The sequence below is a fragment of the Actinomadura rugatobispora genome (assembly GCF_042656285.1).
Classification (GTDB): Bacteria; Actinomycetota; Actinomycetes; order Streptosporangiales; family Streptosporangiaceae; genus Spirillospora; species Spirillospora rugatobispora.
Window position 1 is genome coordinate 13017 of sequence record NZ_JBHSON010000093.1, and the last position, 18408, is coordinate 31424.

General features: G+C 72.4%; 1 protein-coding gene. It reads right to left on the minus strand.

Annotated elements, in window-relative coordinates; genetic code table 11:
* Positions 1–3: 3 nt before the first annotated feature.
* The gene (locus ACFPZN_RS44210; protein ID WP_378288868.1) at positions 4–18402 is read right to left on the minus strand and encodes a non-ribosomal peptide synthase/polyketide synthase; all 18399 of its coding nucleotides are present in this window, start codon (positions 18400–18402) and stop codon (positions 4–6) included.
* Positions 18403–18408: the final 6 nt, after the last annotated feature.

Sequence of the window (18408 nt, forward strand, 5' to 3'; positions counted from 1 at the left end):
GGGTCACCGTGTTCGCCTCTCGTCTGCGAGCCTGATCTCGAATTCGTCGATCTCGTCCTGGGCGAGCGTCACCAGGGTGAAGTCGGACGGGGTGCGGCCGCCGCTGCCGGGTTCTGCGGTGTGGGCGGCCAGTCCGCCGAGCATGGCGGCCCAGCTCTCGGCCAGCCCGTCCAGCGCGGCCTCCTCCAGCAGTCCGGCCGGAGACATCAGGGTCACCGTCAGCTCCGGCCCCTCGGGCAGGTCCCGCACCAGGCCGCCCGCCTCGATCAGGTGCGCGGCCGCCATCTCCGGGTCGGCCGCGCCTCCCACGGCGGTCTCCCCGGCGGGCTCCCAGAGCGCGAGGGCCGTACCGTCCGCCGGCGAGGGCGCGGGGAAGCGTCCCAGGTAGTTGAACCCGATCTGCGGCACGGGCAGTGCGGCCAGGGCCGCCGCGGTGCCGGGGTTGAGGTGGCGCAGCATCCCGAAGCCCAGCCCGTCACCGGGTACGACACGGAGCCGCTCCTTGACGCGTTTGACCGCCCGGCCGGCGGCGGGCCCGCCGGAGCGCAGCTCGGCGAAGTCCGTCTCGCCGGGGTCGAGCCGCACCGGATACGCGCTGGTGAACCAGCCGACCGTACGGGTCAGGTCCATGTCGCCGGTCAGCGGCTCGCGGCCGTGCCCCTCGACGTCGACCAGCGTGCCGCCCTCGGCGTCCCGGCCCCGCCCCTGCCGCCACTCGGCGACCGCCAGGACGAGCGCGGTCAGCAGGACGTCGTCGATTCCGGCGTGGAAGGCCGCCGGGACGCGGGTCAGCAGGTCCCTGGTGATCTGAACGGGTACGGTCCGGGCGACGTGGTTCATGCCCGCGGCGACGGTGTCGCGGCGCGGGTCCAGGGGACGGTGGGCGAGCGGGGGTTCGTCGCCCGCCAGCAGCTCCGTCCAGGCCGCCGCCTCCCCGGCGCGTCCGCGGTCGCCCGCCTGGGCCTCCAGCTCGGTCGCCCACCGCCGGAACGACGTCCCCGCCGGCGCCGGCGCGGCCCCCTCGTACGCCGCGGCCAGGTCGGGGATCAGCACCCGCCACGACACGCCGTCCACGGCCAGGTGGTGCACGACCAGGAGGAGCCGTCCGGGCGCGTCCGGTCCCGCGTCGAACCACACCACCTGGACGAGCATTCCGGCAGGCGAGTCCAGCCGCCCGACGGCCTCGTCCTCCTGCGCCGCCACGGCGTCCGCGAGGGCCGCGCCGTCAAGCCCCGTCACGTCGGCCCTGCGCACGCAGGCCACCGCCGAGAGCGCCTCGGGGGCACCGGCGGGCGGCACGTGCAGGCGCCACCCTCCGGTCGGCGACGGTGCCTCCAGCCGGGCTCGCAGCATGTCGTGCCGGTCAAGCAGCGCCTGTACGGCAGCGGTGAGGGGTTCGAGCCGCATCCCGGCGGGCACGGACACCAGCATCGACTGGCAGAACCGCCCGGCCAGGGCCGCCGGGCCGGACCGCGCGACCAGCTCGCGCATCACCGGAGTCAGCGGCACCGGGCCGGTCGCGACGTCCTCGGCCCCCGCCGGTGCGGTGCCCTCGTCTCCGGTGGCCACGCCCGCGATCCGGGCGAGCCCGGCCGGGGTGCGCTGCTCGAAGACCTGCCGCGCGGTGAGCACCAGGCCCGCGCGGCGCGCCCGCGCCACCACCAGCATCGACATGATCGAGTCGCCGCCGAGCTCGAAGAACGAGTCGTCCGCGCCCACCTTCTCCAGCCCGAGGACCTCGGCGAACAGCTCGCAGAGCAGCCGTTCCGCCGAGGTCGCGGGGGCGCGGCTCCCGGCCTGCCCGGCGAAGTCGGGGGCGGGCAGCGCGGCCCTGTCCAGCTTGCCGTGCACGGTCACCGGGATCGCGTCCAGCACCATCACGGCCGCGGGCACCATGTGGTCCGGCAGCCGTTCGGCCGCGTACGCGCGCAGCTCCGCGGGGTCCAGGCCGTCCCCCGCCACGTAGGCCACCAGGCGCTTGACGCCCGGCCGGTCCTGCCGGGCGATCACGGCGGCCCGCCCGACCCGCTCGTGACCGGACAGCACCGCCTCGATCTCGCCCGGCTCCACCCGGAAACCGCGGATCTTCACCTGGTCGTCCGCGCGGCCCGCGAACAGCAGCTCGCCGTCCGGCGTCCAGCTCGCCAGGTCCCCGGTCCGGTACATCCGGCCGCCGGAGCCGTCGGCCGGGTCGCCGTACGGGCAGGCCACGAACCGCGCGGCCGTCGGCCCCGGCCTGTGCACATAGCCCCGCGCCACCCCGGCGCCCGTCACGTACAGCTCGCCGATCACGCCGGGCGGCACCGGGCGCAGGAACCCGTCCAGCACGAACACCCGCACGTTGCCGATCGGCGGCCCCAGCGAAACCCTGTCCGGAATCTCGGGCGGGCAGGTCCAGCAGGTGACGTCGACGGTGCCTTCGGTCGGGCCGTACTCGTTGTAGAACGCCCGGCCCGGTGCCCACCGCCGCACCAGCTCGGGACCGCACTCCTCGCCCGCCGTGACGATGCTCCGGATGTTCCGCAGCGCCGGCGACTCGGCTCCGCCGTCGCGGGCGAGCGAGTCGAGCACCGACGGGGTGAAGGTGGCGACCGTGACCGCCAGTTCCTCAAGTTCGAGCCGCAGGTCGGTGTCGCGGCGGGCCACGCACAGGGTGGCGCCCACCGCCAGCGCCGGGTAGATCTCCGCGACCGAGGTGTCGAACGACACCGACGCGAACTGCAGCACCCGGTCTCCGGGGCGCCAGCCGTACGCGCCGGCCCGCCACGTCACGTAGTTCACCACGCCCCGGTGCGGGACCACCACGCCCTTGGGAGCGCCGGTCGACCCGGACGTGTAGATCACATAGGCGGGGTGGCGGGGGTGGAGCGGCGCCACCCGGTCCGCGTCGGTGGGCGCGGTGACGGGGCGGGCCGCCAGGACGGCCGCCGTCGCGGGGTCGTCCCAGACGATCTGTGCGAGGCCCGCGTCCGCGTCCGCCACCAGGCCAGCGGTCGCGCGCGTGCTCACCACGAGGGCCGGGCGGGCGTCCCCCAGCATGAACGCCACCCGTTCGCCCGGATAGCCCGGGTCCACCGGCACGTACGCCGCGCCCGCCTTCATCACGCCCAGCAGCACCGCGAACAACCCGGCCGAGCGTTCCATGACGACCCCGACCAGGTCCTCCGGGCCCACTCCCCTGGCGATCAGCTCGTGCGCGAGCCGGTTGGCCCGTTCGTCCAGCTCGGCATAGGTCAGCTCCACACCGCCGCCGACGACCGCGGTCGCGTCCGGTGTCCGGGCGGCCTGCCGCTCGACCAGGTCCACCAGCGTTCCGTCCGGGAACGGCCGGGCGGTGTCGTTCCACTCGTGCAGGATCCGGCGGCGCTCGGCGGGCTCCAGCACGTCGATGTCGCCCATCCGGAGCCCGGGGTCGTCCGCGATCCGTTCCAGCAGCCGAACGAGGCGCCCGGCGAGATCGGTGATCGTCTCCTCGGTGAAGAGGTCCGGGCGGTACTCCAGCCGGACCTCGAACCCCTCGGCCGGCGCCACCACCAGCGTGATCGGGTAGTGCGCCATGTCCTCGCCGCCCGCCCAGGCGACCTGGGGCCCGCCGAAACGCGGCGGTGTGGCGGGATAGTTCTGGAACACCACCAGGGTGTCGAAGGAGGCGCCCGCCCCGGCGACGCGCTGGATCTCCGCGAGCCCGAGGTGCTGATGGTCGATCAACGCGGTCTGCCGATCCTGAAGGTCGGCGAGCGTCCGCGCGAACGGCTTCGACGGGTCCAGTACGACCCGCACCGGGACGGTGTTGAGGAACAGTCCCAGCATCCGCTCCACGCCGGGCAGCTCGGCCGGACGACCGGCGACCGTCGCGCCGAAGACGACGTCGCGGCGGCCGGTCAGCATCCTGACGAGCACCGCCCACGCGCCCTGGACCACCGTGTTCACGGTCAGTCCCCGCGCACGGGCCGTCTCCTGGAGCGTCTCGGCGAGCCGCTCGCCCGCCCGGATCGTCACCTGGCGCGGCATGGCGGCGCTCCCGGCGGAGTCGGCGGGGCCGACCAGCGTCGGTTCACCGGCGTCCGCGAGCGCCCCGGCCCATGCCGTACGGGCCGCGTCCTTGTCCTGGCGGGACAGCCACGCAAGGTACTCGCGGTATGGGGTCACCGGCGCCAGGCCGCTCGCGTCGCCGCCCGCCCCGTACACCTCGGACAGCTCCTCGAACAGCACCGGCAGGGACCAGCCGTCCAGCACGACGTGATGCATCGTGATCACCAGCCGGTGGCGGCGCTCCCCGAGCTTGATCAGCAGGAGCCGGATGAGGGGCGGCACCGCCGGGTCGAAGCCGCGCCCCCGCTCCTCGTTCGCCAGCCGCCCGGCCTCGGCCTCGGCGGCGGTGCCGTCCGGTGCCGAGGACAGGTCGATCTCGCGCCAGGGCGGTGCCACGTCCCGGCGGACCACCTGAACGAACTGTTCCAGCCCGGCCGGCTGCAGGAACGCGGCCCGCAGGCCGGCGTGCCGGTCCAGCAACGCCTGCCACGAAGCCCGCAACCTTCCTGTATCCAGGGCCCCCGTAAAGTCCAGAGCACGTTGCCAGATGTAAACGTCACCGGCGTCGGCGTCGTAGCGGGCGTGGAACAGGAGCCCTTCCTGCAGCGGCGACAGCGGCCACACGTCGCTGAGGTCCGGAGCGAGGTCTTGGAGTTCGTCGACCTGGTCCTGCGAGAGGGCCACCAACGGGAAGTCGGAGGGGGAATGACCGCGGGAGTCCGGCTCGGCGGAGTGCGCGACCAGATGCGTGAGCATGTCCGCCCAGCTCGCCGCCAGCTCGCGCAGCTGCGCGACGTCCAGCAGACCGGCCGGGGAGACCAGTGACAGGGTGAGCTCGGGCCCGGTGGGCAGGTCGAGCACCAGCCCGCCCGCCTCAAGGGCATGGGAGGCCGCCGTGTCCGCGTCCGCCGCCCCGCCCAGCGCCGCGTCACCGGCGGGCTGCCAGGCGGCCCCGGCGGGAGCCGAAGCGGAGAAGCGGCCAAGGTAGTTGAACCCGATCTGCGGCGTCGGGATGCCGGTGAGGTGGCGCAGCAGGCCGTAGCCCAGGCCGTCACCGGGAACGGCGTGGAGCTGCTCCTTGATCCGCTTGACCACGCGGCCGGGGGGCAGCCCGGTGCCGGGGTCGAGGCGAACCGGATAGGAGTTGGTGAACCAGCCGACCGTACGAGTCAGGTCCATGTCACCGGTCAACGGCTCCCGGCCATGCCCTTCGACATCGACCAGGATGCCGCCCGAGACATCCCGCCGCTCACCGACCGACGCCACCAGCCCGGCGAGCAGAACGGTCTCGACATCGGTGTGCAGAGCCGCCGGAACACGCGTCAGCAGGGCCGAAGTCACCGAAGCCGACACCGGGAGCTCCACGCGGTGCATGCCCGCGGCGACGGTGTCCCGGCGGGGATCCAGCGGCCGATCGGTCAGCGGCGGGTCGGAGCCCTCCAGCATCCGGGTCCAGGCAGGCAGCTCGTCACGACGGTCCTGCGCCGCCAGCTCGGTCGCCCAGCGCCGGAACGACGTGCCGACCGGCTCCAGCGCGACACCCTCGTACGCCGCCGCCAGATCCGGCACCAGCACCCGCCACGAGACCCCGTCGATCACCAGGTGATGAGCCACCAGCAGCAGGCGTCCCGGCTCGTCCGACTCCGTATCGAGCCAGACCACCTGCAGCATCACACCGGCCCGAGGGTCGAGGCGCCCGGCGGCCTCGTCGGCCACGGTCACCGGATCCTGCCCGGTCCAGACGACGCGACGTACGCAGATCGCGGCCGCGCGCGTACCGGGAGGCGGTACGTTCAGCCGCCACTCGCCGTCGACCTGCTCCAGCCGCGCCCGCAGTACGTCATGGTGGTCCAGGACCGTCTGGAGGGCCTGTGTCAGCCTGGGAAGGTCCAGCCCGGCCGGAGCCGTGATCAGCATCGACTGGGAGAAGCGGTCCGTCCGCGCCGCCGGCTCGCGCATCACCGGGGTCAGCGGTACGGGGCCGGTCGCCTCGTCGCGTTCGGTCGGACCGTCGGTCGAGTCGGCCTGGTCGGCGACGCGTGCGAGCCCGGCCGGGGTCTTGTGCTCGAACACCTGCCGCGCGGTGAGCACCAGGCCCGCGCGGCGCGCCCGCGCCACCACCAGCATCGACATGATCGAGTCGCCGCCGAGCTCGAAGAACGAGTCGTCCGCACCGACCGCCTCCAGCCCCAGGACCTCGGCGAACAGACCGCACACGATCTCCTCGGCCTCCGTCGCCGGGGCCCTGCCGGTGACCTGCCCGGCGAAATCGGGGGCCGGAAGCGCCGCACGATCGAGCTTGCCGTTGACGGTGACCGGAAGCCCGTCCAGCACGACCACGGCAGCGGGAACCATATAGTCCGGCAGACGATCGGCGACATGCGCTCGCAGCGCCGACTCGTCCACACCGTCCACACCGGCGGGGACGACGTAGGCGACCAGAAGCCTGACGCCCGGCTGATCCTCGCGAGCGATCACCGCTGCCTGGCGGACCTGCTCGTGCTCGGCCAGTACGGCCTCGATCTCGGCGGGCTCGATCCGGAACCCCCGGATCTTCACCTGTTCGTCCACCCGGCCCGCGAACTCCAGGACTCCGGCGAAGGTCCACCGCGCCAGATCACCCGTCCGGTACATCCGCCCGCCCGCGAAAGGGCACGCCACGAACCGCTCGGCCGTCAGCCCGGCCCGGCACACATAGCCGCGCGCCAGCCCCGCGCCCGCGAGGTAGAGTTCCCCGACCACACCTGGCGGGCAAGGGCGCAGGCACTCGTCCAGGACATACGCCCGGGTGTTGTCCATCGGCACACCGATCGGCACCGGAACCGGAATCGACTCGGCGTCAGTGAACGCGAGCTGGGTGGTGAACGCGGTGTTCTCCGTCGGGCCGTACGTCGTCCGCACGACCATGCCCGGATGGGCCTCCAACAGCGCGCGGACGGCATTGGCCGACACCACGTCGCCGCCGGTCGAGACCTCCCGGACTCCGGCGAAGATCTCCGGAGACTGTTCGGCCAGTACCCGGAACAACCCAGCCGTGGCATGCACGTTGGTCACCCCGTGTTCAGCGATCAACCGGCCACGCTCGACCGCGTCCACCTCACCCGGAGGCACGATGACAAGCCGTCCGCCCCGCAGCAACGGCGCCCACACCTCATACGTCGAGGCGTCGAAAGCATGGTTGGCCTGCACCAACACGACCCGCAGCACATCATCACGCCACTGCCCATCCGAGCAGAACGCGACCACGTTGGCGTGAGTGACGGCGACGCCCTTCGGCACACCGGTCGACCCCGATGTGAACATCACATACGCCAGCGAATCCCCGGACACGCGGACGCCCGGGTTGTCCGCACGAGACTCCCCGGTCAGATCCGCATCCGTCAGGACCAGCGAGACGCCCGCTTCGGCTGCGACCGCCCGCCGCCGCTCCTCCAGCGGCACATACGCCCCACCGGCCTTCAGGACGGCGAGCAACGCGACGATCAGATCGGCCGAACGGTTCATCCTCAGGCCGACTAGATGTCCGGGCCGCACACCCCGTCCGATCAACGCATGCGCCAACCCGTTCGCCCGCTCGTTCAGCTCGGCGTACGACCACGTGACATCCCCGGACACCACCGCGACCGCGTCCGGAGTCCGGACCGCCTGCCGCTCGAACAACTCGGCCACGGACGCATCCGGCACGGGACGGGCCGTGTCGTTCCAGTCGAGCACCACCTGGCGCCGTTCGGCCTCGTCCAGGATCTCCAGCTCGCCCACCCGTACGCTCGGGTCGGCGGCGACCTGCTCCAGAAGCCGGACCCACCGGGCGACCAGGCCCTCGGCCATCCGCTCGTCGAACAGGTCGGGCCGGTAGTCCAGCCGCACTCGCAGGCCCTCGGCCGGCAGGACGCCCAGGATCAGTGGATAGTGCGCGGCGTCCTCTCCGGTCATCCCGACGATGTTCAGGTGGCCGGGGTCCGAGGACCCGGACGGGTCACGCGGGAAGCTCTCGTACACAAGGAGGGAGTCGAACGTGGCTCCGGGACCGGCCACCCGCTGGATCTCCGCCAGCCCCAGGTACTGGTGGTCGAACAGCTCGGTCTGGCGAGCCTGCAACTCGGTCAGCATCTCCACGACAGGCTTCGCCGCGTCCGGTTCGACCCGCACGGGCACGGTGTTGAGGAACAACCCCACCATGCGTTCCACGCCCGGCAACTCGGCCGGACGTCCGGCCACCGAAGTGCCGAACACGACATCGCGGCGGCCCGTGAGCAGGCCCACCAGCACCGCCCAGGCGCCCTGGACCACCGTGTTCAGTGTCAGGCCGTGCCCGCGTGCCAGTTCGCGAAGCGTCTCGGTCAGCTGCTCGTCGACCTGCGCGTACACATAGCGGGGCAGCACCTCTGCCCCGCCATGCTCGGCCGGGCCGACCAGCGTCGGCTCCGTCGTACCGGCCAGCGCACCGGCCCATGCCGTACGGGCAGCGTCCTTGTCCTGGCGGGCCAGCCACGCGAGGTACTCGCGGTACGGGGTCACCGGCGGCAGAGCGCTCGCGTCGCCGCCCGCGGCATAGATCCGCGCCAGTTCGTCGAACAGGATCGGCAGCGACCAGCCGTCCATCAGGATGTGGTGCATCGTGAGCACCAGCCGGTACCGCGTGTCGTCCAGCCTTATCAGCAGCAGCCGCAACAGAGGCGGGACCTCGAGGTCGAATCCCCGGGCCCGCTCGTCGGCCGCCAGCCTGTCCGCACGTGCCTCGGCCTCCGCCGTGCCGGACAGATCCAGCTCGCGCCAGGGCACCGCCACCTCGTGCGCGATCACCTGGACGAGCTGCCGGAATCCGGCCCGCAGATTGGCATGCCGATCCAGGAGCGCGTCCCACGAGGCCCGCAGCACGTCTGCGTTCAGAGGCCCCGCCAGTTCCAGTACGCGCTGCTCCACATACAGGTCGTGCGCCTGGTCGTCGTAGCGGGCGTGGAACAACAGCCCTTCCTGCAACGGTGACAGCGGCCACACATCGGCCAGGTCGGGCTCGACGGCCTGGAGCTCGTCGACCTGGTCCTGCGTGAGCGCCACCAGCGGGAAGTCCGATGGAGTGTGGCCTCCGCCGTCCAGATCGGCGGCCAGAGCCTCCAGTACTTCCACCCAGCCGTCGGCCAGCTCGGCCAGTGCCTCCCGCGTGATCCGGCCTTCGGGACAGGCGAGTGAAACCGTGAGCTCGGGCCCGGTGGGCAAGTCCTGGACGAGCGCGGCGGCCTCAAGGACATGTGCGGCGGGCACATCGCCGCCGGACGTCCGCCCGAGCCCCTCCTCGATCGGGGACCACTCCGCTCGGGCGGCAGTGAAGCGGCCCATGTAGGTGAATCCGATCTGCGGCCTGGGCAGATCGGTGAGGTGGCGCAGGAGGCCGTAGCCCAGGCCGTCACCGGGAACGGCGTGGAGCTGCTCCTTGATCCGCTTGACCACGCGGCCGGGAGGCAGCCCGGTGCCGGGGTCGAGGCGGACCGGGTAGGAGTTGGTGAACCAGCCGACCGTACGGGTCAGATCCATGTCGCCGGTCAACGGCTCGCGGCCATGCCCTTCGACATCGACCAGGATGCCGCCCGAAACGTCCCGCCGCTCACCGACCGACGCCACCAGCCCGGCGAGCAGAACGGTCTCGACACTCGTGTGGAAGGCCGCCGGAACGCGCGCGAGCAGTTCGGCGGTGACCTGGGTGGGGAGGGTCAGCGCCGCCAGCCGCTCCCCGCCGGGCTCCGTGTTCTCCAGCCGGACATCGGGACCCTCCAGAATCCGGGTCCAGGCAGGCAGCTCGTCACGACGGTCCTGCGCCGCCAGCTCGGTCGCCCAGCGCCGGAACGACGTGCCGACCGGCTCCAGCACGACACCCTCGTACGCCGCCGCCAGATCCGGCACCAGCACCCGCCACGAGACCCCGTCGATCACCAGGTGATGAGCCACCAGCACCAGCCGCCCCGGCTCGTCCGGCCCCGCATCCAGCCAGACCACCTGCAGCATCACACCGGCCCGAGGATCAAGCCGGCCGGCGGCCTCATCGATTGCCAGCATCGGATCCTGAGCGGCCGACTCCACACGGCGCACGCAGCCGACTGCCGCACACGCACCGGCGGGCGGCAGGTTCAGCCGCCAGTCCCCCTCGTCCTCCTCCAGCCGCGCCCTCAACACGTCATGGTGATCCAGGACGACCTGGACCGCGTCTACAAGCCGGTCCAGGTCGAGAGTGGGCGGCACCGCCACCGTCATCGACTGGCCGACCTTGCCCGCCAGTCCTGCTCGCTCGGCCAGCTCACGCATGACGGGGGTCAGCGGTACGGAGCCGGTCGCCTCGTCGCGTTCGGTGGTGCGGTCGGTGGAATCGACCTGGTCGGCGACGCGTGCGAGCCCGGCCGGGGTCTTGTGCTCGAACACCTGCCGCGCCGACAGCACCAGGCCCGCACGACGAGCCCGCGACACCACCAGCATCGACAGGATCGAGTCGCCGCCGAGCTCGAAGAACGAGTCGTCCGCACCGACCGAATCCAACCCCAGGACCTCGGCGAACAACCCGCACACGATCTCCTCGGCCACCGACGCCGGGGCCCGGCCGGTGACCTGCCCGGCGAAATCGGGGGCCGGAAGCGCCGCACGATCGAGCTTGCCGTTGACGGTGACCGGAAGCCCGTCCAGCACGACCACGGCGGCGGGAACCATATAGTCCGGCAGACGCTCGGCGGCATGCGCCCGCAGCGCCGACTCGTCCACACCGTTCACACCGGCGGGAACGACGTAGGCGACCAGCCGCTTCACGCCGGGCCTGTCTTCGCGAGCGACCACCGCGACCTGACCGACCCGCTCATGAGCGGCAAGCACCGCCTCCACTTCGGCAGGCTCGATCCGGAACCCCCGGATCTTCACCTGCTCGTCAGCCCGGCCCGCGAACTCCAGGACTCCGGCGGACGTCCACCGGCCCAGGTCACCGGTCCGGTACATGCGCCCGGAAGAGAAGGGGCACGCCACGAACCGCTCCGCGGTCAGACCCGCCCGGCCCATGTAGCCGCGCGCCAGCCCCGCGCCCGCGATGTAGAGCTCGCCGACCACACCAGGCGGAACCGGCCGCAGGAACTCATCCAGCACGAAGACCTGGGTGTTGTCCATCGGCACACCGATCGGCACCGGGGCCGGGACGGCCCCCGCGTCAGTGAACGCGAGCTGGGTGGTGAACGCGGTGTTCTCGGTCGGCCCATAGGTCGTCCGCACGACCATGCCCGGATGGGTCTCCAGCAGCACGCGGATGGCATTGGCCGACACCACGTCCCCGCCGGTCAGCACCTCCCGGACCCCGGCGAAGATCTCCGGCGACTGCTCGGCCAGCACCCGGAACAACCCCGCCGCCGCAACCACATGCGTGACCCGCTGCTCAGCGATCAGCCGACCACGCTCAACCGCATCCACCTCACCCGCAGGCACGACGACTAGCCGTCCGCCGCGCAGCAACGGCGCCCACACCTCATACGTCGACGCATCGAAAGCATGGTTGGCCTGCACCAACACGACCCGCAACACGTCATCACGCCACTGCCCATCCGAGCAGAACGCGACCACATTGCGATGCGTGACCGCCACGCCCTTCGGCACACCGGTCGACCCCGACGTGAACATCACATACGCCAGCGAATCCCCCGACACCCGCACGCCCGGGTTGTCAGCACGAGACTCCCCGGTCAGATCCGCATCCGTCAGGACCAGCGAGACGCCCGCCTCGGCTGCGACCGCCCGCCGCCGCTCCTCCAGCGGCACATACGCCCCACCAGCCTTCAACACCGCCAGCAACGCGACGATCAGATCGGCCGAGCGGCTCATCCTCAGACCGACCAGATGTCCGGGCCGCACACCCCGGGCGATCAACGTGTGCGCCAGACCGTTCGCCCGCTCGTTCAGCTCGGCGTAGGTCAGCTCCACACCGTCGAACACCACCGCCACCGCATCGGGAGACTCGGCCACCTGCCGCTCGAACAACTCGGCCAGAGACGCCTCCGGCACCGGACGAGCCGTGTCGTTCCAGCCGGTGAGCACCGTGGTCCGCTCGTCGGGCTCCAAGAGCTCAAGGTCGCCCAGCCGCGCCCGCGGGTCGGCGGCCACCTGTTCCAGGACCCGCACCAGCCGCCGTGCAAGTGACCTCGCCGTGGCCTCATCGAACAGATCGGCGGCGTATTCGAGGACACCGGTCATCCCCGCCCGGTCGGGCTCCTCGGCCAGGGTGACGGCGAGATCGACCTTGGCGGGCAGCGTCTCGACCGGCAGCTCGGTCACGCACAGGCCGGGCAGATCCCAGCTCGCCGGCGGAATGTTCCGCAGCGTCAGCATCACCTGGAACAGCGGGTGCCGCGACAGCGAACGCGCCGGATTCAGGTCCTCCACCAGCCGCTCGAACGGCAGATCCCGATGCGCGTACGCCGCCAGGTCGGTCTCCCGCACCCGCTCCAGCAGCTCGGCGAACGACGGGTCGCCGCTCACATCCGTCCGCAACACCACCGTGTTCAGGAACAGCCCGGCCAGGTCCTCCAGCGCCGCCTCGCCCCGGCCCGCCACGGGCGTGCCCATCGGAACGTCGGTGCCCGCGCCCATCCGGGCCAGCAGAGCGGCGAACGCGGCCTGCACGACCATGAACATCGTGACACCGTTCCGACGGGCGGCCTCCGCCAGCCCGGCGTGGACACGCGCGTCCAACCGGATCGGTGCCGTACCACCCCGGAAAGAGGCGGCCGCGGGCCTGGGACGATCCGCCGGGAGGGCGATCTCCTCAGGGAGGCCCGCCAGGGCTTCGCGCCAGTACGCGAGCTGTGCCGGAAGCACGCTGTCCAGAACCTCACGCTGCCACAACGCATAGTCCGCGTACTGGACCGGCAGCGGCTCCCACCCGGGAACGCCGCCCGCGCTCCGCGCCGCGTAGGCGGTGCCCAGGTCGCGGGCCAGGACGTCCATCGACCAGCCGTCGACCGCGATGTGGTGCGCCACCACGGACAGCACGAACTCCGAGTCCGGCAGTACCAGCAGCCGAGCCCGCCACGGCAGCTCCCGCGCCAGCTCGAACCCTTGCCCGGTCTCGGCGGCCAGCGCGCTCGCGAAGTCCCGTTCACCGGCTTCGGCGATGGCCAGCCGGGGCCGGCCCGCCTCACCGTGCAGGATCTCCTGACGCGGCAGCCCGTCGCTCTCGGGGAAGACCGTGCGCAGGCTCTCGTGCCGGTCCGCGACATCCCCCAGCGCCGCCTCCAACGCCGCGACGTCCAGATCACCCGACAGCCGCAGCGCGAGCGCGATGTTGTAGGCGGCGCGCGCGCCGTCCTCCTCGATGCGGTTCAGCAGCCACATCCGGTGCTGGGCGAACGACAGCGGAAGCACCGGCGGCCGTTCCCGCGGCGTCGGTCCCGTCCAGGCCGCGGAGCCGTCGCGGCCGCTCACCAGTTCGGCCACGCGCTCGACGGTCGGCGCGGCGAACAGCTCGCGGACGCTCACCTCGGCGTCCAGAACGGCCCGCATCCGCGCGATCAACCGCATCGCCATCAGCGAGTCGCCGCCGAGTTCGAAGAAGGAGACGTTCGCGGCGACCCGCTCCAGGCCCAGGACCTCGGCGAACAGTCCGCACAGCAGTTCCTCGGCCACGGTGACGGGGCCTCGGCCCGGCGCGAGCGCCCCGAAGTCCGGTACGGGCAGCGCGGCCCTGTCCAGCTTGCCGTTCACCGTGACCGGCAACGCGTCGAGCACCACCACCGCGGCCGGGACCATGTGGTCGGGCAGACGGGCCGCCGCATGCTCGCGCAGCGCGCCGCCGTCCAGCGTCGCCCCCTCGGCGGGGACGGCGTAGGCGACCAGCCGTCTGAGGCCGGGCCGGTCCTCGCGCACGATCACGGCCACCGGGCCCACCTGGTCGTGACCGGCCAGCACCTGCTCGATCTCGCCGGGCTCGATCCGGAATCCGCGGATCTTCACCTGGTCGTCGGCCCGGCCCGCGAACACCAACTCCCCGGATCTGGTCCACCGCGCACGGTCGCCGGTCCGGTACATGCGCTCGCCGCCATCGGTGAACGGGCACGCCACGAACCGCTCCGCCGTCAAAGCGGCCCGGCCCACATACCCGCGCGCCAGCCCCGCGCCCGCCACGTACAACTCCCCGGTCACACCCGGCGGGACGGGCCGCAGGAAGTCGTCCAGCACGAATACCCGCGTGTTCCAGATCGGCCCGCCGATCGGGACCGCGCCGCCGTCCGCGCCCCCGGGCGCCAGGGGCAGGCTCATCGTGGCGCACACGGTCGTCTCGGTCGGCCCATACGCATTGATCAACCGACGACCGGCCGACCACCGCTCCACCAGCGCCGGAGGACACGCCTCACCCGCCACCACCACCGTGCGCAGCCCTTCGGGCAGCCGGCCGACCGCGGCCAGTATCGAGGGCGGCACCGTCACGTGCGTCACGCCGAATTCCGCCACCAGGTCTTCCAGGCGGCCACGCGGCGGCATGCGGTCGGCGCCGGCCAGCACCAGCGCCGCTCCCGGCAACAGCGCCGTGCACAGTTCCGAGACCGAGGCGTCGAAGCTCAGCGCCGCGAACTGCAGGACCCGCGCGTCCGCGCCGACCGCGAACCGGTCGATCTGCGCCGCCGCCAGGTTCCCGATCCCCCGGTGCGAGACGGACACACCCTTGGGCGTCCCGGTCGACCCGGACGTGTAGATCACGTAGGCCGGGTGGTCGGGAAGCAGCGGCGCCGCCCGATCGGCGTCGGTCGGCGCGGTGGCGGGACGGGCCGCGAGCAGGCCGGACGTCGCGGGATCGTCCCACACCAACCGGCCGACCCCGGCATCATCGCCCACCAGGTCCGCGGTCTCCTGGCCGCACACCACGATCACCGGTCCGGCGTCGGCGAGCATGAACCCGATACGGTCCGCCGGGTAGGCGGGATCGACCGGCAGATAGGCGGCGCCCGCCTTCATGATCCCGAGCAGGACGACGGGCAGGTCGGCCGACCGCTCCATCACCACGCCGACGAGGCTTTCGGGGCCCGCTCCCCTGGCGATCAGCTCGTGCGCGAACCGGTTGGCCCGCTCGTCCAGCTCCGCGTAGCTCAGCTCCACACCGTCGCCCACCACCGCCACGGCGTCCGGGGTCCGCGCCACCTGCGCCTCGAACAGTTCCGGCAGCGGCCGTTCCGGCACAGGCCGGGACGTGGCGTTCCAGTCCTCGGCCACCCGCCGCCGCTCCCCGGCGTCCAGCACGTCGAGTTCGTCGATCCGCACGTCCGGATCGGCCGCGACCTGCTCCAGCACCCGCAGCAGCCGGTCGGCCAGAGACCGGGCGGTCGGCTCCTCGAACAGGTCGCGGGCATATTCGAGCCCGCCGTCGATCCCGGCCGGGGCGCCCGTCGCGTCGCGGCGCTCGGTGAGGATGAACGACAGGTCGAACCGGGCCGCCGCGGTCGCGCCCGACGGCGCCTGCGGGCTCACCCGCAGGCCGGACAGGTCCCAGGGCGTCTGCGCCTCGGGGACGTTCTGCAGGGTCAGCATCACCTGGAACAGCGGATGCCGTGCCAGCGAACGCGCCGGGTTGAGGTCCTCCACCAGCCGCTCGAACGGCAGGTCCTGGTGCGCGAAAGCCGCCAGATCGGTCTCCCGGACCCGGGCGAGCATCTCACCGAAGGAAGGGGTGCCGCTCACATCCGTGCGCAAGACCACGGTGTTGACGAAGAACCCGGCGAGATCCTCCAGCGCCGCGTCATCGCGCCCGGCCAACGCGGTGCCCAGCGGAACGTCGGTTCCCGCGCCCATGCGGGTCAGCAGCATCGCCAGGGCCGCATGGATCGCCATGAACGTCGTCGCGCCGTGGCCCTGCGCCACCTCCGCGAGCCGGGCGTGCACCATCGGCGCGACCCGTACCGGAACCGCCCCGCCCTCGTGCGTCGCCTCCGCGGGCCGCGGGTGGTCGGTCGGCAGGGCGATCTCCTCGGGAAGCCCGGCCAGCGCCTCGCGCCAATGGCCGAGCCGGGTGGAGATCAGGCTGCCCGGGTCGTCGGGTTCGCCGAGCACTTCGCGCTGCCAGAGCGTGTAGTCGGCGTACTGGACGGGCAGCGGCTCCCACTCGGGCACGCCGCCCGAACACCGCGCCGCGAACGCGATGCCGAGGTCGCGCGCCAGCACGCCGGTGGACCAGGCGTCCACCGCGATGTGGTGCGCCATCACGACCAGGACGGAATCGGTGGGCGAGGCGACCAGGAGCCGGACGCGCCAGGGCAGCTCTTGTTCCACGTCGAAGCCGCGCCGCATCTCGGCGGCGACGATCTCGGCGACGTCCCGGTCGCCGAGGTCGTCCACGACCAGCTGCGGACGGCCGGCGGCGCCCCGCAGAACCTCTTGGCGCGGCACTCCGTCGCTGTCGCCGGGGAAGATGGTCCGCAGGCTCTCGTGCCGGTCCGCGACGTCGCCCAGCGCGGCTCCGAGCGCGCCGACGTCCAGTTCGCCCGACAGCCGCAGGATCAGGGGCACGTTGTAAGTGGCCCCGGCTCCCGCCGCCTCCAGCCGGTTCACGAACCACATGCGCTGCTGGGCGTACGACAGCGGGACGACCTCGGGCCGGTTTCGCACGGTGAGCGCCGCCCGGGTCCCGCCGTCCCGCCCGCTCTCGATCAGCGCGGCCAGCTCGGCCACGGTCGGGGTGGCGAACAGCTCGCCGATGCCGACCTCGGCGTCCAGCCCGGCCCGGATGCGGGCGATCAGCAGCATCGCCAGCAGCGAGTCTCCGCCGAGTTCGAGAAAGGAACTGTCCGCTCCCACCGCCGTCTCCAGGCCCAGCACCTCGGCGAACAGCGCGCACAACGCTTCCTCGGTGGGAGTCTCGGGTGCACGGCCGATGGCCCGCGCGGCGAAGTCGGGAGCGGGGAGGGCGGCGCGGTCGAGCTTGCCGTTGACGGTGACGGGCAGGGTTTCCAGGGCCACGAACGCGGCGGGCACCATGTAGTCCGGCAGCCGATCGGCCACGAAGTCACGGAGCTCGCCCTCCTCGCATCGGCCGTTGGCCGGGACGACGTAGGCGACGAGCCGCTTCACGCCTGGCCGGTCCTCACGAGCGATCACCGCCGCCTGGCCGACCCGCTCGTGAGCGGCCAGCACGGCCTCCACCTCGGCGGGCTCGATCCGGAAGCCCCGGATCTTCACCTGCTCGTCGGCCCGCCCGGCGAACTCCAGGACGTCCGCGTCGTTCCATCTGGCCAGGTCGCCCGTGCGATACATCCGTCCCTCGGCGAAGGGACACGCCACAAAGCGTTCGGCCGTCAGACCCGCCCGCCGCACATAGCCTCGGGCCAGCCCGGCACCGGCCACGTACAGGTCGCCGACCACGCCCGGTCGAACGGGCCGCAGAAGCTCGTCCAGGACGTAGACGCGCGTGTTGTCCATCGGCAGGCCGATCGGGACCGACGCCGGAATCGACTCCGGCTCGGTGAAGGAGAACTGAGTGGTGAACGCCGTCGTCTCGGTCGGCCCGTAGGTGGTCCGCACGACCATGCCCGGGTGCTCTTCGAGCAGCGCCCGGATCGCGGCGGACGACACCACGTCGCCGCCGGTCGAGACCTCCCGGACCCCGGCGAAGATCTCCGGAGACTGCTCGGCCAGCACCCGGAACAACCCCGCCGTGGCATGCACGTTGGTCACCCCGTGCTCAGCGATCAACCGACCACGCTCGACCGCGTCCACCTCACCAGGCGGAACGACGACAAGCCGACCGCCCCGCAGCAACGGCACCCACAGCTCATAGGTTGAGGCGTCGAACGCGTGGTTCGCCTGGACCAGGACCCGCTCCACCACGTCATCACGCCAGCACCGGTCCAGGCAGAAGGCGACGACGTTGCGATGCGTGACCGCGACGCCCTTCGGCACACCCGTCGACCCCGACGTGTACATCACGTACGCCAGGTCTTCCGCGGACACCCGCACGTCCGGGCCGTCCGGACGCGGCTCCTCGATCAAGTCCTCGCCGGTCAGGACTACCGACACACCGGCCTCGGCCACGATCGCCCGCCGCCGCTCCACCGGATGCCCCGCATCCAGCGGCACATACGCCGCACCCGCCTTCAACACCGCCAGCAACGCCACGACCAGATCGGCCGACCGGTCCATCACCACACCGACCAGATCACCCGGCCGCACCCCACGGCCGACCAGCGCATGCGCCAGACCATTCGCACGCCCGTCCAGCTCGGCGTACGACAGGGCGACATCCCCGGACACCACCGCGATCGCGTCCGGGGACTGCGGGACCCGCCGCTCGAACAGTTCCGCCAATGACGCGTCCGGCACCGGCTGGGCCGTGTCGTTCCGCTCCATCTCGACCTGAGGCCCTTTCATTCGGTT